The sequence below is a fragment of the Bacillus sp. GZB genome (genome assembly GCF_001975995.1).
GTDB lineage: Bacteria > Bacillota > Bacilli > Bacillales > Bacillaceae > Bacillus > Bacillus velezensis.
This window is the reverse complement of sequence record NZ_MTQG01000010.1, coordinates 512,943-537,754: the sequence shown is the minus strand read 5'-3', so window position 1 is coordinate 537,754 and position 24,812 is coordinate 512,943. Positions and strand designations below refer to the sequence as shown.

The window sequence follows — 24,812 nt, the reverse complement described above, 5'->3', positions numbered from 1 at the left end:
AACTTTTTTCACTTAATAAAATGATATGTCGGACGTGAAAAAACGGAACGTGCCATACGCTTTATTTTTCTTTATAGGATATTTGTTCGATGTTCAGCAGCACCGCTTTTACATCCGTCTTCGTGCCCGCGTATCCCGTTAAGGCGCTGTTTTTGCCGATTACCCGATGGCACGGGATCAAAATCGGCAGCCGGTTTCGTTTATTGGCTTGTCCGATGGCGCGCACCGCTTTCGGTTTTCCGATCGCTTCAGCCATATCGCCGTAGCTTCGGGATTCCCCGTAAGGAATCATCGTCAGCGCGTTCCATACTCTTTCCTGAAAGGGTGTGCCTTTTTGTGTCAGAGGCAGAGAGAATTGCTTTCTTTCTCCTGAAAAATATGATGTCAGCTGCTGTTTCGCCTCCGACAGCAAAGCGGTTTCGCACGGCTTTACGCCGGGCGCGTCTTTCCGCCATTCCTCAAAATCTTCCCCGGTGAGAAACAGGCCGGTAATAAAGCTCTCTTCCTCTGTTACGATGACGGTTCCAAACGGCGCTTTCACACTTGTAAAACAGATCATTCCCCGCTCCTTCTTTCTTCCGTATTCTGCCGGACCGGAAGCGTCAAATGAAAAACCGTGCCCTTCCCTTCTTCACTTTCCACATGAATGCGGCCCTGATGCTCTTCGATGATTTTATAACTGACCATGAGGCCGAGGCCCGTTCCCCTGTCTTTTGTCGTGTAAAATGGTTCACCCAGACGTTTTAATTTGTCTTCGGAAATGCCTGTTCCTTCATCTTGAATAGAAATCAAAATGTGGTCTTGATCAGAAGACTGAATGGTCACGTAGATATTGCCGCCGCCCGGCATGACTTCAATGGCGTTTTTTAAAATATTGATAAACACCTGTTTTAATTGATTCGGTTCACAGTAAATCGGCGGGATGTTTCCGGTCAGGTTCAGATGGATCTGCACATTGACAAGATTGGCCTGGGCATTCAAAAGATCAGCCGTGTCTTTCATAATCTGCGTCACGTCTTTTTCTTCATATAATATCGCCTGAGGTTTCGCTAAAATTAAAAATTCAGTGATGATAGACTCGATGCGTTTTAATTCTGAGGTAATGACGTTAAAGTACAGAGAATATTCGCCTTCAATGCTTCCTTGAAGAAGCTGAATGAACCCTTTCAGCGCCGTCATCGGGTTTCTGATTTCGTGGGCGATGCCCGCCGCCAGCTCCCCTACAACATGAAGAGTGTCGGATTTCCGCAGCCTCTCTTCAAGCTCTTTGGCCTCTGTGACATCTTTAAAGATGGCCAGATTCATATTTTGAATGATATTTCTTTTGAAGGAGAATTCCAGTTTGCGGCTGTCGCTGCTGCTTAACAGGAAGGGGATTTCATTATCCATTCCTTCTAAATCAATCTTTCTGGCGGGAACACCCGCGTTTTCAATATCAAATAAAGAAAGAATATCCGGAACGGTGTACGCTCTCAGCTCCTCATCCGGCATACCGAGTATACGGCTTGCGAGAGGATTCGCGTCAATAATGCGGAATTGGTTGTCAAATAAGACCTTGCCGTCCATTGAGCCGTTGAATACTTTTCTGAATTTCAGCTCGCTTTCCCGCAATTCTTTTTCCATCCGCTTACGATCGCTGACATTTCTTAAAATGGTTAAATGCTGACCTTCAAGTATGGTTCGTTTTGATGTGAATTCCAGCTCTTTAAATTGGCCGTTTGCCATCTGAAACAGCATCTCTTCACGGATTTCCCCGTATTTTTCATATTTTTTCTTAATCTGCTTATATTTTTTCTGCGGATCAACGATAAACGTACATAAATTCCGCTCCACCAGTTTATCCATCGGCAGTTCGAAAATGCGGCACGCCGATTCGTTTGCTTTGGCAATCTTTCCGTCATCAGACCAAATGACAATCGCGTCCATGGCGTTTTCAAAAATTTCGCGGAATCGCTCTTCGCTTTTAAAGAGTTTCAATTCCATCAACCGTTTCTCTGTTATGTCTCTCATAATCGACATGTAGAACCCGCTGATTAAGTTGGACGTAATCGTAAATTCAAACAGCTTCTCTTCGCCGGACCGAAGCTTGACAGGCAGTTCTCCTTTGGCGTTTCCTTTTCTGCGGAGGGTTTCCCAGATTTCTTTCAGATGCTTTTTGTTTTCTCCGTCGGTAAAATGGCGGAGCGACAGATGGGACAATTCATTCTGGCCGATCTCAAAGCTTTTGCAAAAAGAGAGGTTCGCATCAATAAACCCGCCGTCCTTATCAAACAGCACGATGCCGTCGACAGCCCTGTCAAACAAATCTTTAAACAGCTGCTCGTTCATGGAGAATTCGCGCTCTAATATTTTTTTAGAGGAGATATCCCTCATCACCACAAAAAAATAATCCTCCCCAATTCCGTCTCTGGCGAGGAATTCAATGTATTTCGTCGCGCCGCTGTCAAGCTTAATCGGCACCTCTTTCCACAGATGGCCTTTTTTTAAAAACTTTTTCACGGCCTTATTCAGTTCTTCCTGAGGCACGGAATATAAAAAATCCAGGACGGAGCGGTTAATGAGGCTCTCTGCCTCAATCTGCATCATCCGGGCCGCAGCCTCGTTCGCCTGGACGATTTTCATTTCCTTACGGCATATAAAAATGGCATCAAGCGTGTTATTCATAATCACGTGATACCGGTTCAAATCACTCTTCAGGCGGTCATTTTCCTCTTTCATCCGCTTCAGCTGCTCTTTCAGCGAGTCTTTTGTTTGCAAATCCAGAGTTTCAGCCATTCAGTACACTCCTTCTTCCAAAACCTATCCTTCAATATTTCTACAAAATACCTCATCTTCCTTCATTCGCCCTATACATTTCAGAAAATTTCAATGATATGACAAGTTAAAGTCTTTTTCTACGATCCTTACCTCCCCATTACATCATCCTAACAATCCCTTTTGTCCTCCTTCAATTTTTTGTTTTTTATTTTAAAATGAACACCAACAGGAAATAATCATGCAGTGGATGATTTTTGAAGAGAAGGTGATGCTATGACAAAATCGCGAGACAGTTACTTTGACAACGCTAAGTTTATCTTGATTTTTCTGGTGGTGTTCGGCCATATCCTCCGGTCATTTATTAACGGAAATGAGTTTATGCTCCATCTCTACAAATTCATTTATACTTTTCATATGCCGGCCTTTATCCTGGTTTCCGGCTATTTCGCAAAAAACTTTAAGCGGAAAGGTTATGTGAAGAAGCTGGCTGTGAAGCTGATTATTCCGTACTTGATTTTTCAGGGCATTTACTCAGTTTTTTACTATTTGATTCAGGATGAAAGCATGGCAAGCGTCAATCCAATTGATCCGCAGTGGTCTCTCTGGTTTTTAGTCAGCTTATTCTTTTGGAATCTGCTGCTTTATCCTTTTACAAAGCTGCCGAAGATGTGGGCGCTTGGGGCGAGCTGCGGGCTTGCCGTCATGATCGGGTACCTTGATTTTATCAGCAGCACGCTGAGTCTTTCACGGACGTTTGTTTTTCTACCGATGTTTCTCGTCGGGTTTTATTTAAAGAAACAGCACTTTGATTTGCTTCGGGCTAAAAGAGGCAGGCAGATTGCCGCGGGCGTACTGGGGATTGTTTTCCTTCTATGCTGGTGCATTGATTTTGATTACTCTTGGCTGTTCGGATCGGAGCCTTATTCCACATTCGGCACGGTGTCGCTGTTGAGCGGTCTGTCGCGCATCGGCTGGTATGTATTGGCCTTTGCCGCCACTTTCAGCTTTTTGGCGCTCGTTCCGCAAAGGCGTTATTTCTTTACGAAATGGGGTACGAGAACGTTTTACGTGTATCTGCTGCATGGATTCATTATAAAAACGCTGCGGCAGATCGGGCTTGAAGATCACTTGTCTGATTATCAGAATTTAGTCATGCTCTTAATTTTAACGGCCGCTCTTACGTCCATTCTCTCCAGCAATGCGGTGAAAACGGCCGCACAGCCGTTTATTGAGCTGCGGATAACCGGCTTGCTTGAAGCGGTGAAAGGAACAAGAAACGGTGCTTATTCGAAATAATGCAAAATACCTCTTAAGCGTTGCCGCCTAAGAGGTATTTTTTATTGTTTGCCGTCTTCTTTTTTCTTTGGCTTCGTCTGTTCAAGCGTTTCAATCCATTTTCCGGCGTTATAATCACCGAGCTCGCTTGCAAACTCTTCTTCAAGCAATTTAGGGTCCATCGGCTTTTTATGGTTTTGCATGTCTTTGCTGTGGCGGTTTTTTTTCGTCATGTTACTCGCCTCCTTGTTTGCCGTGTTTTGATTTGCGGTTTGCGCCTCTCAGTCCGGGATCACCGTCATATTGTGTTTTGTATGCATCTTTGTCCATGCTCTCAGTCGGTGTGTTGTTGTTGGTCAAAGCTTCATTCTTTGCTGCTTTGCGTTTCATTTGATTTCCTCCTTCTGTCAGCAAATCTGTTTTGAATTCATCAAGCATTTTTTTCAAGTCGCGCACTGTCACGTTTTTGGCCTCATCAATGAGTTCATAGCCGATCTGTCCGTTCGGCTCAAGCAGCACATATTTAAAATCTTGAATGTCTCCGAGGCCTTCCTGCCTGATCCTCATTGACAGCTGAGCTTCGGTAAAACGCATTTTTTTTAAATTTTCCGGGATGATTTTTCCGTTTCTGACAACGGCGACGGTTTTTCCTGAAAATAAAAACTCAAAAAAGCTTGATTTGATTTCTAAATATTCCATCAGGATTAATACCGCAATAAAAATCGCCGCCGCGAAAATGGTTTCCCGTAAATTATGTTCAATAAACGGCTGAATAATAATCGAGCCGATCGAAATCATGATGACTGTCTGGGTCACCGACAGCTGGCTGATTGATTTCCGTCCGGCAATCCGCAATAAAAAGGTACCGACCGCTATCATAACTACCGACTTCCAAAATACGGCAAACAATGACGTCACCTCTTTACAAGTAGAATCTCCAAAGAAACTGTTTCCACACATCCATTTTACGGCAATAAAAAACACCGCTTTCTAAAAAGCGGTGTCAGCCGATAATCATTCTTTCCTTCGGATAGTGATAATTTGCTTCGATTTCTTTTCGGCCGATCAAATAAAGGAACGTCAAAATGCCGATCCGGCCGATAAACATCACAATCATGATCACGCATTTTCCGATGTCGCTTAAATGCGGAGTAATCCCAAGCGACAGGCCGGTCGTTCCAAATGCGGAACACACTTCAAAAAGCAGTCCGAGGAGCGTCTGATTTTTCTCCGTCACGGACAGAATCAGCGTCGATCCGAACACGAGCAGAATCGCCATCATCGTAACGACCAGCGACTTCATGACATCAGCCTGATGAAGCTCGCGTTTAAAGACCTTGACCGCTTTATTCCCCCGGGCAAAATGAAACAGGGCAAGCAGGTTAAGCGCAAATGTCGTCGTACGGATTCCGCCGCCGACCGAGCTCGGTGATGCGCCGATAAACATGAGGGCACAGATGAAAAATAATGTCGGCGCCGACAGCTGGCTGATATCAATTGTCGCAAGCCCGCCGCTTCGCGTAGCGGTTGATTGAAAGAGACATAAAAATAAAACATCATGCCAGCTTTTCCCCTTCATGACATGGCTTGCTTCAAGCGCGTAAATGCCCACGGCTCCGAACAAAACGAGCATTCCGAACGTAACGGTCGTAATTTTCGTAAACAGCGTGAATGAGTATCTGCGCTGTTTTGAAAACAAAAAGTCTTTTACTTCTACGAGCACCGGAAAACCGATCGCACCGAAAATAATCAGAAGCATCGTAATAAACTGCACGAAATAGTCATGTCTGAACGGGACGAGTGAATTTCCCGTAATATCAAAACCGCCGTTTGTCGTGGCGCTGACGCTCGCAAAGAATCCGTGCAAGTACGCCTGTTCAAACGAATCATAATACGTTAAAAAATATGTTCCTAAGATGATGCCGCCTAAAAACTCGATTAATAAAATCAAAAACAGCACTTGCTTCATCAGGTTGACGATACCGGAAAACTGCGATTGATTCTGATCCACCATGATGAGCTTCCGTTCCCGCAGACCGATCCGTTTGCCCATAATGAGCCAGACGAATGTTCCGAGCGTCATGATGCCGATTCCGCCGAATTGAAGCACGAAAGCCAAAATGACAATCCCGGCCGTGCTGAATGTATCAGCCGTGTTGACGACCGTTAAACCGGTGACACTGACTGAGCTGACAGCCGTAAACAGCGCGTCTATAAACGACCAGCTGGCCCCTTGTTTGTGGGCGGCCGGCAGACTTAGCAAAATAAATGCCACCGTCACAGCAAGAAAATAATATAATGCAATCAGCTGTGCAGGCGACAAGATCTGTATGAATTTCTTCAGTTTTAATTTCATAAGATAGTTCCTTCTGCCTCTCAAATGTAGTACGTAATTATTCTAATGATATTGGGAGAATTTTTAAAGGTCTTTTTAGAAAGATTTTTCATTACCTTATGTAATTTGCCGATCTTTAAACAAAAAACCTCTGAAACGATTGTCAGAGGTTTTGTTGATTATTTTGCTTCCAGCCTGCGGATACGCTCATCGAGATCAGGGTGTGTGGAGAACAGTGACGAATGCTTTTTGCCGTTAATTTTTAACGTCTGTACCGCCGTCTGGTCCTCTTCATTCACATGTCCTGTATAAGACTTCAGCGTACGCAGGGCGTGAATCATTTTATCCTTGCCGGCAAGGTCTGCACCGCCGCGGTCAGCGTGAAACTCTCTATGACGCGAGTAGGCGAAGACGACAAGACTGCCGAGAATGGAAAAGATAATCTGAAACACGATCATCGCGATAAAGTGAACGACCGGCGCGAGGTCTTCTTTGACAAAGCGGCTTGCAACCCATGCCGCGATTCGGGAAAGGAATACGACGAACGTATTGACGATTCCCTGCAGCAGCGTCATCGTGACCATATCACCGTTTGTGATGTGTGCGACTTCATGGGCAAGAACCCCTTCCACCGCAGCATCATCCATCTGCTGCAATAAACCTGAAGAAACTGCGACAAGCGAACGGCGCTTAGAAGGCCCGGTCGCAAAAGCATTGACCTCCGGGGAATGATAAATGCCGACTTCAGGCATTTTCGTCATCCCTGCGGCACGGGACAATCTGTGCACACGGTCAACCAATTGCTGTTCTTCATAGCTGAGCGACTGTTTCTTCGGATTTAACACCCGGACGCCCATCATCGTTTTGGCCATCCATCTGGACATTCCGAGAGAAATAAAAGAACCGACAAAACCGACGACAAGACTGAACACGAGCAATGCCATCAGATCAATGCGCCCATTTTGTATATACGAGCCGACACCGGTAACGCTTGTAATAATCGTAAGCACAATTCCGATTGTCGTAATGACCAAAAGGTTCGTTAAAATAAACAGAAATATTCTTTTCGCCATAATTACCTCCGTCTTTTTTAAGATCAAAAGAACTTATTTACTTAAATTATAAATGATCTGTTTGAAAATGCAACAATTTCGACGTATGATGTTAATGTAATTCTCATTGATATTAGAAAGTAACACGTAATCAATCAGAGGTGAACCATGAACACGTTTAAACTGACCCGAACTGATATGGTCCGGCTTCTTTACGCGTTAAAAGGCCAAGGAGACGCAACCCCTCTCCAAATCTTATTGCAATCAGCGGATATGACCTTGGATGAAGCGGAAAGCCGTCTGCATATCCCTGAATTTCTGACGAGATTCGAACGAAAAAAAGAGAAAAAGGAATACGGGCTTTCAACTAACGAGATTGTCGAGCTGGGAAATCTGTGCGAGCTGACGTCTTTAAAATCAACCGCCGTCCAAAACTGGGTGAAGCGCGATATTAAAGATTTAATCGGCCACCCCTTACTCGGCAAAAAATATACAATTGAACAAGCTGTCATCCTTCTCATTGTACGTGATTTAAAATCAATTTATGACTTCGAACATATACGCGGCATATTAAAAATCGCTTTTAACACGATCACAGACAGATCAGATGACGTCATCAGCCCGATCAGCTACTATGAAAGCTGCGCCCAAGTGATTGATTATCTTCATCATAAGGCAAACCCGCCGATGAAGGAAACGAGCCTGCAGGAGCTCGTCGAAGAGCAGACGGACAAGCTCAAAGGCTGCTTTAAAGAACTCGGAAGCGGACAATGGAACAATATCAGATCCATAATCGCCGTCACGGTGCTCTCCGTTTTGACTTTCCATATTCAAGCCTCAGCCTACAAAATGATCAGCCATTTATTATAATTCATAACGCTTCTTCGCCCCGGTGTCTGCGCCGGGGTTTTTTTGCTGTACAACAATTGCCAGCATAATCAATACCGTTCCGTTTGAAACTAAAATGCGAAAACACATCTTGCCAGAGAAAAGGAGATGAAAAAGATGGCGAGCAGAAATAAACTCTTAGTTCCAGGGGCTGAGCAGGCACTTGACCAATTTAAATACGAAGTGGCTCAAGAATTCGGCGTGAACCTTAGCTCTGATACAGCAGCACGCGCAAACGGCTCTGTAGGCGGGGAAATGACAAAACGTCTTGTACAGCAGGCTCAATCACAATTAAACGGGAAAAATCAATAATGCAGCTTATTCGCCGGGACTTCTCGGCGAATTTTGATATTTATCGGCATTCTCCTTTCCGTGCCGGTAGCCGTTCGGATTCCTTCGGTCTGACGAATCTTCATGATGCCGATAGGATTCCCAATGTTCATTGCGATCATGATTCCAGTAATGATTGTAATACTTTTGCTTAGGCTCTTTGTCATTTCCGTTTTCCTGAGGATTTTGTGTTGGGGGCTGCTCTGTTTCCCCATCTTGTTCCTTTTGTGTGTTTTCCTCTGATCCGGAAGCTGCATTTTTTTCGGTTTGCTGATTGCCGTCCTGACTGTCCGGCTTCGCTTCTTCCGTACCGGGCGTTGTTTCATTGTTTCCCGGCTTCTCTGCTGCCTTTTCTTCATCAGGAGCTGTCTTTTCATCAGCCGCCGGCTTTTCTGTGTCCGGCTGCTCGCTTTGATCAGCGTCTGTTTCGGTATCTTTTTGATCTGTTTCATTGCCGTCGGTTTGCTTTTCAGGCTGTTTTTCTTCTGTTTTCTTTTCGTTTCTTCTTATGTAGCTGCCTGTTGACACCCCTTCCTGTTTTGCTTTTTCTCTTGTTTCCATATCAGATTCAAGCGATTGGACCTGGTAGGTGCCCTTATATTTTTCAGTCATGTCAGCCAGCTGTTTTTTAACGCCTTTTTTATATGTATTGTCATCTGTATTTTCATAAACCGTGGAAATTAAAATCTCTTTTGATTCCTTTACATATCCGTGCTTGCTGCAATCGGTAATAATATTACTGATGACTTCCTTAAAATCGCTGCTTTTCCAATCTCCAATGTCACTGATGACCTGTTTGGCGTCATGGTTCAGCGGTGTCAGTTCAATGACTTCATATTTGCTGTTTAAAGCCATTTCAATGCTGGGATTAATGTCAAGCGTCATATACGCGTAAGCTTTGTTATCAGAAAAAACCGGGAGCAAAATTAAAATAAACAAAATAATAGCAGTCATCGTAAACACTCCCAATTTAAAAGGGCGCAGTTTCAGAAAATCAAAAAAGCTGGCCCTTCTTCCCATACGCGTTTCGCCTTCGAACGTAATTTCCTCTCCGATTTCACAAGTGCGGTGATCATTTTTTGTTTTTAAAAATTGTCCGTCAGGGGTTAGCAACGTGACGAATTTTTTATTTTTCTCTACTATGATCCCTCTTCTCATGAGTGCAACACCCCTTTAAGATAATCTTTTAAATAAATATAATCACCGGTAATAATAATACTCATGGCGATGATATATTTTCGGTTCCGTTCGATCGTTTTTCTGCTGACCGACACGAGCTGCTCCAGCTGTTTGACAGGAAGCTGTTTTTTCTGGTGCAAAATGGACGCCAGCTCTTCATTTTCAACAAGCGTGTAGGCTACCTTAATCGCATTCTGCCTCGCATCTGTATGCTTCGGCGATTGTTCCAGCAGCTCTTTAAAAGACAGGCCGTATTCTTTCAGCTGCTTCTGAAAAAAAAGAATTTCTTCCCGGCGCTGTTCCTGTTCTATCTGTTTGCGGTATTCATCAATGGAAAGCTCCGCTTCGATAAGGCTCTGCGAAGATTCCTGGTCGTCGCCTTCCTGCACATCCATATTGATATGCTGAGCGGTTCTTGCTTCTTTTCTGATATAGTCTATCACTTTTCTTTTTATAATCAGCTCTGCAAATGCAAGCAGCGAATTACCTTTTTCAGCCGAATACTTTTCAATAGCTTCGTTAAACGCGATCAGCCCGATGCTGAATTCGTCGTCTTTTTCATCTATATATCGTTTACAAACGGATGAAACCGTCTTCGCGATAAAAGGCTTATATTGCTGTATTAAATCGTTCTGCAGATCTTTGTCGCCTTTTTGTATTTTTTCAACAGATGTTTCAAGCGTTTGCTTCTTTTTTCCCAATTTAAACAAAAGGCTAAGCACTGGTTTCACCTCAGTTCCTCCCTATAACTACTCATAATCATAGCTAATTTAGTAGGGATTCGCAAAGGAAGAAAAAGAGAAATCGATTTCATTTGTCTCAATTATGACAAGCCAATAAGACGTACTATACATGATTTCGTGCCCCCATGCAGAATTAAGGGGGTTTTCTCTGTGTTTTTTGTAACAATGCTGTTATAAAATTGTTATCATATGTCTTAAATGTAAGCGTTTCAAACAAAAAGGGAACCTGCTTTTTAAAAAGTCAGACTCCCTTTTTGATCATTTTACGCGTGTTCTCTTTTTTCCGATTCCGCGCCAGACTCTATTTGTTTTGCTCCTGACATAAACCATCCGCAAACCGCAATGGCAGCCAGAACCGCCCAGAAAATGATTTTCCAGGCCGCCGAATGGATGACATCTGCCGGAATTATACCGAGTTCCTCATGAGCCAATGTATAAAGAGCGAGCTTCATGCCTACCCATCCGACAATCACAAATGCCGCCGTTTCAAGGCCCGGCCTGGTTTTCAGTAAGGATACGAACATTGATGCCGCAAAACGCATAATGATTAAACCGATTACGCCGCCGGCTAAAATAACGAGAAACTGACCGCCGTCCAAGCCGCCGATGGCAGGAAGCTGTGTTCCCGGGAGCGTTACGGCAAGCGCGACCGCCGCTAAAATGGAGTCAACGGCAAAAGCGATGTCCGCGAGCTCCACTTTCAAGACAGTCTGCCAAAACCCGCTTTCTTTCTGCGTTTTCTGACCGGCGTTATCTTTAAATACATACCGCTTCAGCAAATGGCTGACCGCAATGTAAAACAGATATAAAGCGCCGACGGCCTGGACCTGCCAAACATTCACCAGAAAAGAAATGGCGAACAGCGACCCGAAACGCAAAATAAATGCGCCCGCCAATCCGTAAAATAAAGCCTTCTTCCTTTGTTTTTCAGGAAGATGCTTCACCATCACAGCCATCACCAGCGCGTTATCCGCCGCCAAAATCCCTTCCAGCCCGATTAAAACGAGAAGAACCCATCCGTACTCCAATAATAATGCGAAGTCCAATCCATTCCCTCCGTTTCTTTTTTCTATCATCCGAGCTTATACCGGCGGTTTTTTTACGCAAAAAAGACCTTTGCCGATATAAGGCAAAGGTCTTGCTAGACATGAATGATTGGCATGCCAACAAAGCCGATGGATATGATCCATGAATTGACGACTTTGTTTCCGGAATATCCGGACGCTACTCCCCTTTGGGATTTCAAGAAATATTTGTTTATACGCTCATGATAAAGCCTGTTTCATCATTTGTCAACGCTTAACTTTTTTAACAAATTGAGAAATTTTTTCTGTTTTGGCCCGCTGTTTTCTTCTCTTTAAAAACATCCAAAGAATGAGAAGCAACACAATGAATATACCGAGCGGCAGCATATATTGATCGAGAATGGAACCGACGCTTTTCCAATTTTCCCCGAGTTTCATTCCGAGGTATACGTAAGCAAATGTAATCGGCAGCATCGCTGCATATGTATATAGAGAGAACACCCAGACATTCATCTTCGCAATGCCGCACGGTAAAGAAATCAGCGTCCTGACCCCCGGTATAAAACGGCCGCTGAACGCGACCAAACCTCCGTGCTTCTGAAAGAAATCATCTGATTTCTGCAGGGATTCGGGTTTTATCCATATATACTTTCCATATTTCAGCAAAAACGGCCGACCGCCCAGCCTGCCGATTCCATATAAGACAAGCGGACCTGAAACACCGCCGAGCGAACCGGCAAACACGGTCCCGGCAAGCGTCATATCCCCTTTTGAGACCCAATAGCCCGCAAGCGGAAGAACAATTTCCGCCGGGATGAATTCTATACTGAGCGCCAAAAAAATCCCGGCGTAAGATAAGCTTTTAAACGCCTCTATTATTGATATGATGAAATCTTCGATGATTTATCACTCCCGGCTTACGTCTATATTCTGAAACTTAAGAATGATTTTAACACAAAACCTCGAGGCTGAAATATCTTTTAGACATGCCCGTTATAAATGTGAGTCGTTTCAGATCGGTATAGCGGGAGGGAATGACATGCGCAATACAACGCCCGGCCTGTCTCCTGATTGCTTGTCTGGCGGCGGTTATATCACTTAAGTTCTCCGGAAAAATTACCCCTCCGCGTAAGCAGCGGCTGACCGCGGATTCAGTTCATATGGGAGCGGGAAATTTTCTCAGTCACTACATGGGAATGCGGGGCATTTCCCGGGGAATGATTTTCAGGGACTTCAGCGCTTTAAAGAACTTACCGATTCACTGATTGTAAATCAAGAATTCATTTCCTTTTCAGCCGACCATTTCCGCCTGAAGAAATGGAACAGCCGCTCCATGAAGCGCCGCAACACCCATAAGTTGCTACACATGGAACGGACCCGTTTATCCACAATAAAAGACAAAAAGGAGTTTTTATTCATGCACACGATGTGGAAGGGTTCGATCAGTTTCGGCCTCGTCAATATCCCGGTCAAGCTCTTTGCGGCCACTGAAGATAAAGATATAAAATTCCGCAGTCTTCATAAAGAAGACCATGCGCCGATTAAATACGAAAAAATCTGCACCGGATGTGAAAAGAGTCTGGAGCCTGATGAAATCGTGAAAGGCTATGAGTATGTAAAAGGGAAATACGTCATTATGACAGACGAAGACTTGAAAGACGTAAAACAGGAACATGAAGAAAAGGCGGTTGAGATTGTTGACTTTGTCCAGCTGCAGGAAATTGATCCGATTTATTTTAACCGGTCGTATTATGTCGGGCCGGGAGATAACGGCACAAAAGCCTATACACTTTTACGGGAAGCGCTGAGGACGACGGGTAAAATCGGGATTGCCTCCATTACGATCCGCTCTAAACAGCAGCTTGCGATTCTTCGCGTGTATGACAACTGCATCGTGATGGAATCCATTCATTATCCGGATGAAGTCAGAAATGCCGGACATGTGCCGGGCGTTCCCGAGCAGACAGCCGTTAATGAAAAAGAGCTGCAGACGGCGATTACGTTAATTAATGAGCTGACAACCGAGTTTGACCCGGAACAATACGAAGACACATACCGGAAAGCCCTTCTCGCTAAAATTAACGATAAGCTCGAACATGAAGAAGCGGGCGTGACACCGGCTGCTGCCGGCCCGCGCGAAGATGTCATCGATCTTGTCAGCGCGCTTCAGGCAAGCATTGACCGGACGAAGCGGCCGGATCGCGAACAGGCTGCACCGGCGCGGACAAAAGACGCCGCGTCAGCAGGCGGCGGAGGCAAAAAGCAGAAGACGACCAGACAAAAAGCCGGAACGTCTTAATCATGGTGCTGACGATGCAGCCGATTTTGATCTCTGTACCGCCTGAAGGCAGTGAGTGGCGCTATGAGGTAAAGTATGACGGATTCCGCTGTCTTCTCCGCATAGACGAAAGCGGCGTTACATTAACCAGCAGAAACGGACAGACGCTGACGAATCAATTTCCGGAAATCACGGCTTTTGCGGCCCTGTGTTTTCAGCACATGAAAGACAGGTTCCCCATTACGCTTGACGGAGAGCTTGTCTATTTAATCAATCCGTACAGAGCGGACTTTGAGCATCTTCAAATCCGCGGACGTTTAAAACGGACGGAAGCAATTGAAAGCACCGCTGATAGACGGCCGTGCCGCTTTCTGGCATTTGATCTCCTCGTTCTGGAAGGCGCCGGCACCGTCTCATTACCGTATGTGAAACGGAAACGCGCCCTTTCCAAACTGCTTAACGAAGCAAATCTTCCCGCCTGCCCTCATCACTTAGCGGAAGAAGCGATTCAATACATTCCGGAACACACTGACTTTGATGCGCTTTGGGACAAGGTCGTCCGCCATGACGGAGAAGGTATCGTAGCAAAAAGGGCTTCCAGCGGCTGGGCGGAAAATAAACGCTCTCCCGACTGGCAGAAGTATAAACATATGAAAACGGCACATGTGCTATTAACCGGGTTTAACCCGAAGAACGGGTATGTAACGGCCTCTGTTTTAAAAGACGGCACCGCCGTCCCGATCGCTTCCGTTTCCCACGGCATGCAGGCGGAAGAAAAAAACGCCGTCAGAACCATTATGGAGACCCACGGAAAAAAACAAAAAAGCGGCGAGTATACACTTGAGCCTTCTATCTGCATGACCGTGCAGTATTTAACCATATTGCAGGACACGCTGCGTGAAGTATCTTTTGTGTCTTTTCAGTTTGAAATGGATTGGACGGAATGCACGTATCAGCAGCTTATCCTTCACTCTAAAACGCTGCCGCCGAAGCTGCAGTTCACAAGCCTGGATAAGATTGTTTTTAAAAAACGTGAAAAAACGAAAGCAGATTTCCTTAGTTATATGGTGAAAATGAGCGATTTTCTTATGCCCTTTCTTAAAGATCGGGCCGTCACGGTGATCCGTTATCCGCACGGCGCGCCCGGCGAATCTTTTTTTCAAAAAAACAAACCGGACTACACGCCGGACTTTGTCTCAAGCGTGTTTGACGGGAGCCACGAGCACATCGTATGCAGCAGCATACCGTCACTTTTATGGCTGGCTAATCAGCTGGCGCTTGAATTTCACGTTCCGTTTCAGACAGTGCATTCCGAAAGGCCCGCAGAGATTGTCATTGACCTTGATCCCCCGTCAAGGAATGATTTCCCTATGGCTGTGGAGGCTGCGCATGTGCTGAAACAGCTGTTTGACTCATTCAGCATTACGTCATTCCCGAAGCTCTCCGGAAATAAAGGCATTCAGCTCTACATCCCGCTTTCACCGGAAGCATTCACCTATGAAGAAACCCGTGCGTTCACAATGCTCATCGCCGATTATTGCGTCAGGACGCGGCCGGATCTTTTTACGACAGAGCGGTTTATCAAAAACCGAAACGGCAGGCTTTACCTAGATTATTTGCAGCATGCCGAAGGGAAAACCATTATCGCCCCCTATTCGACCCGGGGCAACGAATTGGGAACGGTTGCGGCTCCCCTTTATTGGAGCGAAGTCAACTCCTCTTTAACACCTGATGATTATACGATCGATACAGTAGTGAACCGCGTAAGGACAGAGGGAGATCCGTTTTATGATTTTTACCGGAATCCGCAGGACGGCCCGCTTTCAATCGTGCTTGAGCAAATCAAGAGAAAGAGCTGACGCTTTTTGTCAGCTCTTTTCAGTCTGATACGTGCACATCAATTTTTCTTTGGAAATAAATAAATAGCAGGAGTAAGGAATGTTTTTGAGGGTGAGCTGTTTTGCAGTAAAGTATAAAATGGGAATATGGGCCGCTTTCTTAAACAGCCTGTAGCAGCCGCTGGACGGTTTTATCACATCAAAACCGAGTCTCGCCGCTCCTTTATGAAGCATTGTAATGCCGACGACTCCCTTAATCTCGTCTTTCCGTTTATGCTGGTTAATATAATCCGCTAAATGAGGCATGGATTGATATACCTTCTGATATAGCATAATCCCCCTTCTGACCGCGCTTTCAATAGGCTGCAGCTCTTTCAGGAGTTTGACATTATGAAGATGAATCTTAACTAACACGTCGTTTTTTTTAATTCTGGTTCCGTCGCTCAGGATGACTTCTTTTCCTTTATATCTAGTCAAACGGACGCGGAATACATTCGATTGCCGTTTATCAATCAGCGTCAGCCGGGTAAAGAAGAAATAAAGCGGATCAAGTAAGTACCATATAGACAGCAGACAGCTTCTCACATGTTCACCTTCTTTATATTCAAAGCACCCTCATATTTTGGCATGGGGCGTGTCACATTATGATTGGTAAATAATGATGCCGACCTGTATCAGCTTATGCAAAAACCGCTTCAGGCTCTCCTGTCCGGAACAGAAAAAAAACACTCTTCGTGAAGAAGAGTGTCTGTATCCGCTTTCTTTTAACGGAAAAGCAAATGCTGGCTGTGAATTCCCGCTTTTTTCAGTAGGGCTATCAGCTGTTCCTGTTCCTCAGGCATAAGTCCTGAAAACGCTCTCGCAATTCTCAATGAATGAATCGGATAAATTTTATCCAAATACTCGTTTCCTTTATCAGTTAAATGGGCGTAAACAGACCGTTTGTCCTTCGGGTCTTGTTCTCTGACCAAAAACCCGTTTCTTTCAAGCTTGTCGATGACATAGGTGACATTCCCGCTGACAAGCAAAAGACGCGACCCGATTTGCTGAAGCTTTTGCGGTCCTCTCGTATAGAGCAGCTCCAAAACGGCAAATTCAGTCGGATTAAAACCGTGTTCTTTACTGTCTCGGATGCTGTGTTCAGACACACTCTTGAAAGCCCTTGCAAAAACTTTGTACAAATTCATCGAACGCATCACTTCTTCTTCGTTAAATGATAATCTCATCATATCTACCCCGTATTTAAGATTTTTATAAAAAAATAATGTAAACCCTTACAATTCATAAGAGTCGTTCTTTGTTTTATATTCTATTCGTGCCGTTTTTCAGAATTCCTTCTTTTTTATATAAAAAAATACCCTTATACATCATTTAATTTGTATAAGGGTTCCGTTCTTTATAGGGAATGTTCCGAAAAAAATACGCGTATTCCTTTCTCAGCTCCGTAATTGTCATGGAATTGAGTATTTCTTTCGTATAGACTCCGATCTGCAGAAGCTTTTTGGAATAATGGTTTCTCTCTTTGTCCAATGCATTTTGAAGCAAACGACTCATGGCGCCCTCCTTTGTTTTCCGTTATTCTATGATCAGAATAACGCTTTTATATCAAAGATGTATAAAGCCATTGTAAAACTTCTGTAGATTATGATGTTTTTCGGTAAAGTCCGTTCTGGACGGCTCTGAGCAGCGGAAAAGCGTGTTCCCCGGCAAGCTGCATGAACGCCTCCAGCATTTCATCGCGTTTCATATCTAATTCAATGATTTCTTTTGCCAGCGAAACCGCTTTTTCTTTCTCCATTCCTATCCTTCCTCCTCATTGCGTCTGTACAGTAAGCATAAAACGGGGCACAGAACCATGCATTAACCTTGTCAATTTTTCTGCCGCTTTTTTTCTAAAATTTTCTATTCCGTGTCAGAAAACCTGACAAGCGTCAGGTTTTTTCTCTTTTTTTCTTATATAATATGAGTAAAAGACATCCAGGGGTGGAAAAATGACGACAGACGAACAATCTTACAAAGATAAAAAAGTAATCTCGATCGGCATTGTAAGCGAATTAACCGGATTGTCAGTCAGACAGATCAGATACTATGAAGAACGGAAATTAATCTACCCGCAGCGTTCATCACGGGGAACGAGAAAGTATTCCTTCGCGGACGTTGAGCGGCTGATGGATATTGCCAACAAGCGGGAAGACGGCGTGCAGACGGCTGAGATTTTAAAAGACATGCGAAAAAAAGAACAGGCTCTCAAAAACGACCCGCAGCTTCGCAAAAAAATGCTGGAAGGACAGCTTAATGCTCATTTTAAGTATAAAAACCGCTGATCAAAAAAGTCCGCCTCCTGTGAGACGGACTTTTTTTATAAAGCATGAAGAAATGCAGTTGCAATGCCGAAATAAATTAATAAGGACAAAATATCGTTCAGCGTCGTAATCAGCGGACCTGATGCAATCGCCGGGTCAATGTTCAGTTTATGAAGAATAATAGGGACGATCGTTCCGGCCATCGTACCGATAATCAACGTTGCAAGCAGCGATGAACCGACGACAAAACCGAGCGTTAAGTCTTTCTGCCAGACGGTTGCGACAATCGTAATCGCGATCGCACAGACGATGCCGATATAGATACCGGTTCTTAGTTCACGGAAAATCAGTTTAAAGATGGTTTTTTTATTCATTTCTTCTTTAGCCAGTCCTCTGATGACGACGGCGAGTGACTGTGTGCCTGTATTACCCGTCGTTCCCGCGATCATCGGCATGAAAAACGCGAGGGCGACAACTTTTTGCAATGTATCTTCAAAATAATTCAGAATGCTTCCCGAAATCAATCCGATAAACAAAAGCAGAATGAGCCACGGCAAACGGCGGTACGCCGCAACGTACGCTTTCGTATCAAATGTAATCGCCTTACCGGAGGCTGCGAATTTTTCGTAATCTTCATCGGCTTCTTTAATCACGACGTCAATAATATCATCGACAGTGACAATACCGACAAGCACATGATTTTCTTCCACGATGGGAATGGCTAAAAAGTCATACCGCTGGATCAGCCGGGCGACTTCTTCCTGGTCTTGGAGCACCCCGGCCGAGATGACACGCGTAAACATGAGATCCTGCACTTTATCGTCAGGCTCGCCGAGAATTAAATCTCTGTATGAGAGCACTCCGACAAGCTGCTTGCTGTCATTAATCACGTACAAATAATTTATTGATTCTGCGATTTCTGCAAAGCTTTTCAGCTTCACGACCGCATCTTTTACTGTATAATGCTGCGGAATCCAGACGAAGCGGTTCGTCATCATCCGGCCCGCCGATTCTTGCGGATAGTTCATCAAAAGCTGTACGGCCTTTGATTCCTCAGCCTCCATGCTGGATAAAAGCTGTTCTTTCAGTTCTTCATCCATCTCTTCCAGCAATGCGGCGAGATCGTCGTTATCCATTTTATTCATTGCGAGAGTGGCTTTCGTTTTACCGACTTTATGCAAAACGGCAAGCTGAAATTCCCGCTCCAGCTCTCCGATCATATCGGTGATGTCATCAACCGTCATATATGACAGATAGCGGGCCCGGTGCTTTTCCGGCATTTCTTTAAACAAAAATGCCATGTCATAGGGCTGAAGCTCATCTATCATGTTTCGGAATTCTTTTATTTTTCCGTCCCGCAATAAAATGATAATGCGTAATATGAGTTCGTCATAGGTCATGTTTTGGACCATCGGGACTCGTACCTCCTTTACGGAGACGCGCCGTCCGTCAAGGGAAGTGCGGCGGTTTGTCTCCTCATCATGTCGTCACTGGTTATCTGGCTGTATATGGGTACTTCTTCTGACATACTCGAATGGGGAGAATCCATACTCCGCACCTCCTTATCATGCTCAGTCGTGTACGTTTTGAGGCATAAAAAAAACCTTCTGATATGAAGGCGAAAACAAGCACGGCAAATAAACGTGCGGGGCCTCCAATCGTAGAGCTTTAGCACTGTATGGCATAGGACAGCCATCCAGCTGCGTTAAGAATCACCTTATGTCGATGATTCCTGTTGACCCATTGGCGTCTTTGGACATTTTTGGGCAGCAGCGTATCTCCATACAGGAGCCTCACCTAACGAAGTTCTTATTTGAATTGACACACTGAGATTACAGAAAAAAAAGGAATGTGTCAACCTTAAATTTGTGATTTCAGCACATGCCTATAAAATAAATGGAATAAAGGCATAAAGCCCTTATTCCGGCAAATCGCTTTCATCCTCTTCTGAAAGGAAATGATAGGATTCATGCAGCATGAGCGCGTACTCCCCTTCTTTTGTCGGATGCGGTACATACTCAGCCTCGTTGATATACTGCTCTTCCCTTTTCTTCATATGACAGACCTCCTGTTCAATTTTAGATTGTCCAAAAGAAGACCCGTTATCATAGGAAAAAAATCACTTGCGGAGCGGGACATGCAGCTATATTTTTCGGATCGTGAAAAAGTTCCTAAGCAGCCACGGGCCCGGTTTGAAACCGAGCGTTAATTGCCACGCGCCGATCGCCTGCAGTCCGAACTCCCGAACGAGAACCATTTTTTCACTCATGCTCCGTACATCCTCAAACCACACTTCATGCGTTCTTCCATTTTCATCAGTATACCGGAAGTAAGGGGAACGCTCCTGCTGAGAATAACGGATCACTGATTGATGCTTCATGGCCGTTTCCATGGCGCGCTGATTGGAGATGGCGGATCCGATCGTTCCCGGACGGTACGGAATCACCCAATCATACCCGTACAGCGGAACACCGAGAATCACTTTTCTTCTCGGCACCCTGCTGATGGCAAAATTGATCGTTTGCCTGACCTCTGTCAAAGGCGCCACGGGTCCCGGCTCACTGCCGGCGTGGTGCCAGTCGTACGCCATAATGAACATATAATCGACGACAGCTCCGATTCCGCCGTAATCATATCCCCTCAGCCACGGCACTGCATCACTTGTTTTCGCCGGAACCGATATCGTTAACGCGAGCTGATGCTCTGAAAGCCGGGTTTTTAACTGCCGGAGAAATCCTGTGAAGAGGTCCCTGTCAGCTTCTCTGACCCGTTCAAAATCGATATTTACACCGCCGTACCCCTTTCTTACGGTTAAGGAGACGATATTGTTGACGAGATTCGTTCTTGCCGTCGGATTTTGCAGCACTTGATGGGCTAATTCCGGACTGAATCCCCCTTCTGTCAGATTCGTAATGACGGCAAGCGGGCGCACTCTGTTTTGCCATGTGGTTTCTATTGCGGTTCTGTCGTTTAAATCGTTAATGATATCTCCGTTCGGGCCAAAATGATATTCAAACAAAGAAATCGCCGAAGAATACGGCGCAAAATCATTAATTAACTCTCTATCCGCTTCAGGCGTCCGAATGACATAAAATTGCAGGGTTCCCGCAAGATAGTTAGAGATATCAGGGATCTTCACTTTCATACCCGCCCGCAGCCGGTTTGGCGGAATATCCGGGTTTGCCTGCATCAGCTGCATCTGCGGCACATAAGCCTTACCTGCGATAACGGCATACGTATCATTCGGCTGAACCGTATATTCATTAAGAGGGATTAAAAGTGCCTGCCCCGGAACGATATTCGTTTCCTCAAGCCCGTTGACGCTTCTGATGCTGTCAACAGGGTATCCGTACTTTCTGCTGATGGAAAATAGCGAATCGCCTGACTGCACTGTATGAACAAACATAGATGTCCTCCGTTTCCTTTTGATCAAAAGGGCTCTTCTTATCTTTATGAATGATCTTCCGGTCCGATTCCAAACTCTGTTTGGAGAAAGGCTGTTTACAAATCAGACATGATCAACTATGATGATGTCATCATAAAAAACTGTATAGGAAACGCACTAGGGGTGCTGTTATCGGCTGAGATAAAACATGCGGCAGGCGTGTTTTGATCCCTTATAACCCGATCTGGATAATACCAGCGTGGGGAAGTGCAGATTGACCGGAGCGCAGGGTTTTTCCCCATGCGTTTTCGTTCTGCTGCTGCATATTCCCTCGGATATGCAGTTTTTTATTTTTCATTAAAAAACGGGGGAGGACACCGCAATATGAAACTGAATATGAACCGCCTGTAAAATCAACTCTTTCATACATACGACTATCCGATAAGAAAGCAGGAGATCACAATGAAAAATTGGAAAATGAGAGAAATTGTTGTCATGTCCGTCATCAGTGTTGTATTTGCTGTCATTTATTTAGTATCAACTCATGCAAGCAATATAGCGGCAGGATTTTTCGGCCGGATGAGCTACGAACCGATTTACGGTATCTGGTTTATCGTCTCGGTAATTGCCGCGTACATTATTCAAAAACCGGGAGCGGCTCTCGTTTCTGAAATCATCGCCGCGTTTGTGGAGTGCTTACTCGGAAATCCGTCAGGACCGATGGTGATTCTGATCGGGATCGCACAGGGAATCGGTGCGGAAGCGGTCTTTTTAGCGACACGCTGGCGCATTTATACCCTGCCCGTGCTTCTTTTATCCGGTATGGGGTCTTCTGTGACGAGCTTCATTTATGACTTGTTCGTTTCCGGATACTCTGTTTTGAATCCGGGTTTATTAGCCGTCATGCTTCTCATCCGTCTGGTCTCAGGTGCGCTTCTTGCCGGCCTTCTCGGCAAAGCAATCAGTGATGCGCTGGCTTACACAGGGGTGCTGAACGGCATGGCGCTCGGAAAACAATTCAAGAAGAAAAAGAAACAGGTGAACCAAGATGCAGGCATCTGAGCCCCTTTTATCGGCCGGCCGTCTTACCTTTTCTTATGATCAGGATGAAAGCCCGATTCTTCAAAACGTGTCCTTTCAGCTCCGCAAAGGAGAGCGGGCCTTATTGCTCGGGCCGAGCGGATGCGGCAAAAGCTCGCTCGCTCTCTGTTTAAACGGTCTGTACCCGGAAGCATGCGATGGGGTTCAATCGGGAACCGTTTCTTTATACGGAACACCTCTTTCACATCTGACAGAACCCGCCGCCAGATCCATCGGCGTCGTGTTTCAAGATCCGGACCAGCAATTTTGCATGCTGACGGTTGAAGATGAAATCGCCTTCGGCCTGGAAAATTTGCAATATACAAAAGAAGATATGGACGCAATCATCGATGACGTTTTAGAAAAATTAGAGATCACTCATCTGAAAACGCGAACGATCGCTTCGCTGTCAGGCGGTTCAAAACAAAAAGTGGCGCTTGCCTGTATCATTGCGATGGAACCGGAACTCATTATTTTGGACGAACCGACGGCACAGCTTGATCCATATTCCGCACGTGAATTAGTGCGGCTGATCAAAGATCTTCAAGCAAAAAAAGGCTTCGGCCTTCTCGTTATCGAACATCAGCTTGATCATTGGGCGCCGTGGATGGACAGGACGATTGTCCTTGACGAAACGGGTCAGAAGGTGATGGACGGAGAGACGGACGTTATCTTTGAAACAAAGATTGAAGAGCTGATAGAGCTCGGCATTCCGATTCCGCGTGTGATCTCATTGCAGGAGCACATCAGCATTCCTTTTACATTGTGTAAAGAAAAGCTGTTTCACGAACCTGTACCATCTCTGCCCGAACCCCGGCCCGCCGCGCTTTCGGCAGAAGACGCGCTGAGCGTTCACGAGCTGTCATTTTCAAGAGGAGCAGACGTCATTTTTCAGGATGTGAGCTTTTCCGTAAAAAAAGGTTCAATCTCCGCGATTGCCGGCCCTAACGGAACAGGAAAATCCACGCTCCTTTCTGCCGCGGCCAAGCTCATCCGTCCGCTGGGCGGAGACATCAAAATAGACGGCAGACCGATTGATTCCTATTCTGAAAAAGAGCTGCGGCGGCTGATCGGATATGTTTTCCAAAATCCTGAACACCAGTTTGTCACAGATTCCGTCATTCAAGAGCTGATGTTCGGTTTTGAAAGCAGCAGAGCCGCAAAGGAGAAAGCTCTTCAGCTGTTAACCCGATTCGGCCTGAGACGCCATGCCTCACAGCATCCGTTTTCTTTAAGCCAAGGACAAAAACGACGGCTCAGCGTCGCGACGATGCTTATGCACAATGTGAACGTTTTGATGCTTGATGAACCGACTTTCGGACAGGATGCCAAAACGGCGCGGGAGTGTATGCAAATACTCCGTGAGATTCAAAAGGAAGGAACGGCTGTTTTAATGGTGACACACGATATGGAACTCGTCTCAGATTATGCCGACACGATCCTTGTGCTCTGCGGCACGAAACTGGTATTCCGGGGAACTCCCGACGCTTTGTTTTCTGATAACACCGGGATCGCCGAGCAGGCGCATTTGGCTTTGCCGCTGCGGTATGAATGGATGAAACACGACAGGAGGCGGAGAAATGAACTTACGGCTGGAAGCTGTTAACCCGTCAATAAAGGCGGCGGCTGTATTGTTATGCGTCATTATGCTGTCGTTTATTTATAATCCGTACACCCCTGCTTTGTTTTATATCATCATTGCGGGAGGCGTCCTCTCGGCGGGGCGTGTGCCGCTGAAAAAATGGCTGCTGTTCACGATTCCGTTTGTCATTCTGGCCTTCGGTTCTTTATGGACAGCCGCCGTATTCGGAAACGTCCCGACAACCGGAAGCAATCTGCTGTTTAAGCTCGGGCCGATTGCCGTCAACAGTGATAACGCGGCGCTCGGGATTTCTATCGCGTTTCGCATTTTATGTTTTTCCGCTTTGTCGATGATGTTTCTTTTCACAACCGATCCGATTCTGTTCATGCTCAGCCTGATTCAGCAGTGTAAGCTGCCGCCCAAGCTTGCATACGGCGTTATCGCGGGGTTCCGGTTTCTCCCTCTTCTGAAAGATGAAATCCTGATCATCCGGCAGGCGCACAGAATCAGGGGCGCGGCGTCTGATTCCGAGCTGAAAGGAAAGCTCTCCGCCTTCAGGCGCTTCACCATTCCGCTATTGGCAGGCGCAATCAGAAAGGCGGAACGCACGGCGATCGCGATGGAATCTAAAGGCTTTACGGGGAGCCGAAGCCGCACGTTTTACAGAACTGTTACTGTGCGCCGCGCCGACTGGTGCTTTTTCCTGCTCGTGCTTCTGTTATTCGGCGCAAGCTGGCTCATTTCATTGTTGTTTATATAAAA

At 45.5% G+C, this 24,812-nt stretch carries 26 protein-coding genes and 2 riboswitches; of the genes, 9 read left to right on the top strand and 17 right to left on the bottom strand.

The window, feature by feature from the left end:
- Positions 1 to 61: 61 nt before the first annotated feature.
- Positions 62 to 559, bottom strand: coding sequence for a methylated-DNA--[protein]-cysteine S-methyltransferase (locus BXO87_RS03100; RefSeq protein WP_038457807.1), 498 nt, complete (start codon positions 557 to 559; stop codon positions 62 to 64).
- Positions 556 to 2,775 carry a PAS domain-containing sensor histidine kinase gene (locus tag BXO87_RS03095; RefSeq protein WP_038457805.1) on the bottom strand — a complete coding sequence of 740 codons (2,220 nt, stop codon included), beginning with the start codon at positions 2,773 to 2,775 and terminating at the stop codon, positions 556 to 558. Before BXO87_RS03095 ends, BXO87_RS03100 begins: the two co-directional genes overlap by 4 nt.
- A gap of 255 nt (positions 2,776 to 3,030) precedes the next feature.
- Between BXO87_RS03095 and BXO87_RS03090 the strand changes: the two genes are divergently transcribed.
- Positions 3,031 to 4,053: an acyltransferase family protein gene (locus BXO87_RS03090; protein WP_038457803.1), complete on the top strand. Its 1,023-nt coding sequence runs from the start codon at positions 3,031 to 3,033 to the stop codon at positions 4,051 to 4,053.
- Positions 4,054 to 4,094: 41 nt separating this feature from the next.
- Here BXO87_RS03090 and BXO87_RS20445 read toward each other — a convergent pair whose 3' ends face one another.
- From BXO87_RS20445 to htpX, 4 genes are all read right to left on the bottom strand, one after another.
- A complete protein-coding gene (locus tag BXO87_RS20445) occupies positions 4,095 to 4,265 on the bottom strand; it encodes a hypothetical protein (protein WP_007610936.1) in 171 nt (56 codons plus the stop codon).
- A 1-nt stretch (position 4,266) separates the two neighbouring features.
- Complete coding sequence (locus BXO87_RS03085) at positions 4,267 to 4,941, bottom strand: DUF421 domain-containing protein (RefSeq protein WP_038457799.1); 675 nt, start codon at positions 4,939 to 4,941, stop codon at positions 4,267 to 4,269.
- Positions 4,942 to 5,035: 94 nt separating this feature from the next.
- Complete coding sequence (locus BXO87_RS03080; protein WP_007610933.1) at positions 5,036 to 6,388, bottom strand: TrkH family potassium uptake protein; 1,353 nt, start codon at positions 6,386 to 6,388, stop codon at positions 5,036 to 5,038.
- Positions 6,389 to 6,546: 158 nt separating this feature from the next.
- Positions 6,547 to 7,440 carry a protease HtpX gene (gene htpX / locus BXO87_RS03075; RefSeq protein ID WP_007407207.1) on the bottom strand — a complete coding sequence of 298 codons (894 nt, stop codon included), beginning with the start codon at positions 7,438 to 7,440 and terminating at the stop codon, positions 6,547 to 6,549.
- Positions 7,441 to 7,587: 147 nt separating this feature from the next.
- Between htpX and BXO87_RS03070 the strand changes: the two genes are divergently transcribed.
- Complete coding sequence (locus BXO87_RS03070) at positions 7,588 to 8,289, top strand: DUF1836 domain-containing protein (protein ID WP_012117404.1); 702 nt, start codon at positions 7,588 to 7,590, stop codon at positions 8,287 to 8,289.
- Between the two features lie 135 nt (positions 8,290 to 8,424).
- Positions 8,425 to 8,619: an alpha/beta-type small acid-soluble spore protein gene (locus BXO87_RS03065; RefSeq protein WP_003154717.1), complete on the top strand. Its 195-nt coding sequence runs from the start codon at positions 8,425 to 8,427 to the stop codon at positions 8,617 to 8,619.
- 6 nt (positions 8,620 to 8,625) lie between these two features.
- Here the strand turns inward: BXO87_RS03065 and BXO87_RS03060 are convergent, their stop codons facing one another.
- The 4 genes from BXO87_RS03060 to BXO87_RS03045 form a co-directional block, all read right to left on the bottom strand.
- Positions 8,626 to 9,795, bottom strand: coding sequence for an anti-sigma-I factor RsgI family protein (locus BXO87_RS03060; RefSeq protein ID WP_038457798.1), 1,170 nt, complete (start codon positions 9,793 to 9,795; stop codon positions 8,626 to 8,628).
- Positions 9,792 to 10,547, bottom strand: coding sequence for an RNA polymerase sigma factor SigI (gene sigI, locus BXO87_RS03055; RefSeq protein WP_003154719.1), 756 nt, complete (start codon positions 10,545 to 10,547; stop codon positions 9,792 to 9,794). The genes BXO87_RS03060 and sigI overlap by 4 nt, the downstream gene beginning before the upstream one ends.
- Before the next feature lie 275 nt (positions 10,548 to 10,822).
- Complete coding sequence (locus BXO87_RS03050; protein ID WP_038457795.1) at positions 10,823 to 11,605, bottom strand: TerC family protein; 783 nt, start codon at positions 11,603 to 11,605, stop codon at positions 10,823 to 10,825.
- A gap of 246 nt (positions 11,606 to 11,851) precedes the next feature.
- A complete protein-coding gene (locus BXO87_RS03045) occupies positions 11,852 to 12,487 on the bottom strand; it encodes a DedA family protein (protein WP_369878818.1) in 636 nt (211 codons plus the stop codon).
- Between the two features lie 514 nt (positions 12,488 to 13,001).
- On the opposite strand from BXO87_RS03045, the gene ku reads away from it, so the two are divergent.
- On the top strand, positions 13,002 to 13,883 hold the full coding sequence (gene ku / locus BXO87_RS03035; RefSeq protein ID WP_007610913.1) for a non-homologous end joining protein Ku: 882 nt from the start codon (positions 13,002 to 13,004) through the stop codon (positions 13,881 to 13,883).
- A gap of 2 nt (positions 13,884 to 13,885) precedes the next feature.
- Positions 13,886 to 15,721 carry a DNA ligase D gene (locus BXO87_RS03030; RefSeq protein WP_038463772.1) on the top strand — a complete coding sequence of 612 codons (1,836 nt, stop codon included), beginning with the start codon at positions 13,886 to 13,888 and terminating at the stop codon, positions 15,719 to 15,721.
- A gap of 9 nt (positions 15,722 to 15,730) precedes the next feature.
- Here the strand turns inward: BXO87_RS03030 and BXO87_RS03025 are convergent, their stop codons facing one another.
- The 4 genes from BXO87_RS03025 to BXO87_RS20440 form a co-directional block, all read right to left on the bottom strand.
- Positions 15,731 to 16,285, bottom strand: a complete 555-nt coding sequence (locus BXO87_RS03025; RefSeq protein WP_007407215.1) for a YkoP family protein — start codon at positions 16,283 to 16,285, stop codon at positions 15,731 to 15,733.
- Between the two features lie 179 nt (positions 16,286 to 16,464).
- Complete coding sequence (locus tag BXO87_RS03020) at positions 16,465 to 16,929, bottom strand: MarR family winged helix-turn-helix transcriptional regulator (RefSeq protein ID WP_007610911.1); 465 nt, start codon at positions 16,927 to 16,929, stop codon at positions 16,465 to 16,467.
- 142 nt (positions 16,930 to 17,071) lie between these two features.
- Positions 17,072 to 17,254 (bottom strand): Fur-regulated basic protein FbpA, encoded by a 183-nt coding sequence (gene fbpA, locus BXO87_RS03015; protein ID WP_003154731.1) that lies wholly within the window; start codon positions 17,252 to 17,254, stop codon positions 17,072 to 17,074.
- Positions 17,255 to 17,342: 88 nt separating this feature from the next.
- A complete protein-coding gene (locus BXO87_RS20440; RefSeq protein ID WP_003154733.1) occupies positions 17,343 to 17,498 on the bottom strand; it encodes a hypothetical protein in 156 nt (51 codons plus the stop codon).
- A gap of 193 nt (positions 17,499 to 17,691) precedes the next feature.
- On the opposite strand from BXO87_RS20440, the gene BXO87_RS03010 reads away from it, so the two are divergent.
- Positions 17,692 to 18,024, top strand: coding sequence for a MerR family transcriptional regulator (locus BXO87_RS03010; protein WP_003154734.1), 333 nt, complete (start codon positions 17,692 to 17,694; stop codon positions 18,022 to 18,024).
- A gap of 35 nt (positions 18,025 to 18,059) precedes the next feature.
- Here BXO87_RS03010 and mgtE read toward each other — a convergent pair whose 3' ends face one another.
- From mgtE to BXO87_RS02990, 3 genes are all read right to left on the bottom strand, one after another.
- On the bottom strand, positions 18,060 to 19,415 hold the full coding sequence (mgtE, locus tag BXO87_RS03005) for a magnesium transporter (protein WP_007407216.1): 1,356 nt from the start codon (positions 19,413 to 19,415) through the stop codon (positions 18,060 to 18,062).
- A 234-nt stretch (positions 19,416 to 19,649) separates the two neighbouring features.
- Positions 19,650 to 19,815: riboswitch (M-box (ykoK) riboswitch) on the bottom strand.
- A gap of 106 nt (positions 19,816 to 19,921) precedes the next feature.
- Positions 19,922 to 20,059, bottom strand: a complete 138-nt coding sequence (locus BXO87_RS20435) for a transcriptional regulator SplA domain-containing protein (RefSeq protein WP_003154740.1) — start codon at positions 20,057 to 20,059, stop codon at positions 19,922 to 19,924.
- An 87-nt stretch (positions 20,060 to 20,146) separates the two neighbouring features.
- Positions 20,147 to 21,409, bottom strand: coding sequence for a glycoside hydrolase family 18 protein (locus tag BXO87_RS02990; RefSeq protein ID WP_007407217.1), 1,263 nt, complete (start codon positions 21,407 to 21,409; stop codon positions 20,147 to 20,149).
- Positions 21,410 to 21,557: 148 nt separating this feature from the next.
- A riboswitch (TPP riboswitch) is annotated at positions 21,558 to 21,671 on the top strand.
- A 179-nt stretch (positions 21,672 to 21,850) separates the two neighbouring features.
- Here BXO87_RS02990 and BXO87_RS02985 point away from each other — a divergent pair.
- From BXO87_RS02985 to BXO87_RS02975, 3 genes are read left to right on the top strand one after another with little or no spacing between them, the layout of a single operon-like run.
- Positions 21,851 to 22,450, top strand: coding sequence for an ECF transporter S component (locus tag BXO87_RS02985; protein WP_032874674.1), 600 nt, complete (start codon positions 21,851 to 21,853; stop codon positions 22,448 to 22,450).
- The gene (locus tag BXO87_RS02980) at positions 22,437 to 24,074 is read left to right on the top strand and encodes an ABC transporter ATP-binding protein (protein ID WP_038457785.1); all 1,638 of its coding nucleotides are present in this window, start codon (positions 22,437 to 22,439) and stop codon (positions 24,072 to 24,074) included. Before BXO87_RS02985 ends, BXO87_RS02980 begins: the two co-directional genes overlap by 14 nt.
- Positions 24,049 to 24,810, top strand: coding sequence for an energy-coupling factor transporter transmembrane component T family protein (locus tag BXO87_RS02975; protein ID WP_038457783.1), 762 nt, complete (start codon positions 24,049 to 24,051; stop codon positions 24,808 to 24,810). The genes BXO87_RS02980 and BXO87_RS02975 overlap by 26 nt, the downstream gene beginning before the upstream one ends.
- Positions 24,811 to 24,812: the final 2 nt, after the last annotated feature.

Excerpts from the sequence above, each read along its gene's own strand:
- BXO87_RS03060 (WP_038457798.1), bottom strand. The coding sequence starts at position 9,795 with ATGAGAAGAGGGATCATAGTAGAGAAAAATAAAAAATTCGTCACGTTG.
- BXO87_RS02985 (WP_032874674.1), top strand. The coding sequence starts at position 21,851 with ATGAAAAATTGGAAAATGAGAGAAATTGTTGTCATGTCCGTCATCAGT.
- ku (WP_007610913.1), top strand. The coding sequence starts at position 13,002 with ATGCACACGATGTGGAAGGGTTCGATCAGTTTCGGCCTCGTCAATATC.
- mgtE (WP_007407216.1), bottom strand. The coding sequence starts at position 19,415 with ATGGTCCAAAACATGACCTATGACGAACTCATATTACGCATTATCATT.
- BXO87_RS20440 (WP_003154733.1), bottom strand. The coding sequence starts at position 17,498 with ATGGAGAAAGAAAAAGCGGTTTCGCTGGCAAAAGAAATCATTGAATTA.
- BXO87_RS03065 (WP_003154717.1), top strand. The coding sequence starts at position 8,425 with ATGGCGAGCAGAAATAAACTCTTAGTTCCAGGGGCTGAGCAGGCACTT.
- BXO87_RS02990 (WP_007407217.1), bottom strand. The coding sequence starts at position 21,409 with ATGTTTGTTCATACAGTGCAGTCAGGCGATTCGCTATTTTCCATCAGC.
- fbpA (WP_003154731.1), bottom strand. The coding sequence starts at position 17,254 with ATGAGTCGTTTGCTTCAAAATGCATTGGACAAAGAGAGAAACCATTAT.
- BXO87_RS02975 (WP_038457783.1), top strand. The coding sequence starts at position 24,049 with ATGAACTTACGGCTGGAAGCTGTTAACCCGTCAATAAAGGCGGCGGCT.
- BXO87_RS03080 (WP_007610933.1), bottom strand. The coding sequence starts at position 6,388 with ATGAAATTAAAACTGAAGAAATTCATACAGATCTTGTCGCCTGCACAG.
- BXO87_RS03100 (WP_038457807.1), bottom strand. The coding sequence starts at position 559 with ATGATCTGTTTTACAAGTGTGAAAGCGCCGTTTGGAACCGTCATCGTA.
- BXO87_RS03090 (WP_038457803.1), top strand. The coding sequence starts at position 3,031 with ATGACAAAATCGCGAGACAGTTACTTTGACAACGCTAAGTTTATCTTG.
- BXO87_RS03030 (WP_038463772.1), top strand. The coding sequence starts at position 13,886 with ATGGTGCTGACGATGCAGCCGATTTTGATCTCTGTACCGCCTGAAGGC.
- BXO87_RS20445 (WP_007610936.1), bottom strand. The coding sequence starts at position 4,265 with ATGACGAAAAAAAACCGCCACAGCAAAGACATGCAAAACCATAAAAAG.
- BXO87_RS03095 (WP_038457805.1), bottom strand. The coding sequence starts at position 2,775 with ATGGCTGAAACTCTGGATTTGCAAACAAAAGACTCGCTGAAAGAGCAG.
- BXO87_RS03070 (WP_012117404.1), top strand. The coding sequence starts at position 7,588 with ATGAACACGTTTAAACTGACCCGAACTGATATGGTCCGGCTTCTTTAC.
- BXO87_RS03010 (WP_003154734.1), top strand. The coding sequence starts at position 17,692 with ATGACGACAGACGAACAATCTTACAAAGATAAAAAAGTAATCTCGATC.
- htpX (WP_007407207.1), bottom strand. The coding sequence starts at position 7,440 with ATGGCGAAAAGAATATTTCTGTTTATTTTAACGAACCTTTTGGTCATT.
- BXO87_RS03020 (WP_007610911.1), bottom strand. The coding sequence starts at position 16,929 with ATGATGAGATTATCATTTAACGAAGAAGAAGTGATGCGTTCGATGAAT.
- BXO87_RS02980 (WP_038457785.1), top strand. The coding sequence starts at position 22,437 with ATGCAGGCATCTGAGCCCCTTTTATCGGCCGGCCGTCTTACCTTTTCT.
- BXO87_RS20435 (WP_003154740.1), bottom strand. The coding sequence starts at position 20,059 with ATGAAGAAAAGGGAAGAGCAGTATATCAACGAGGCTGAGTATGTACCG.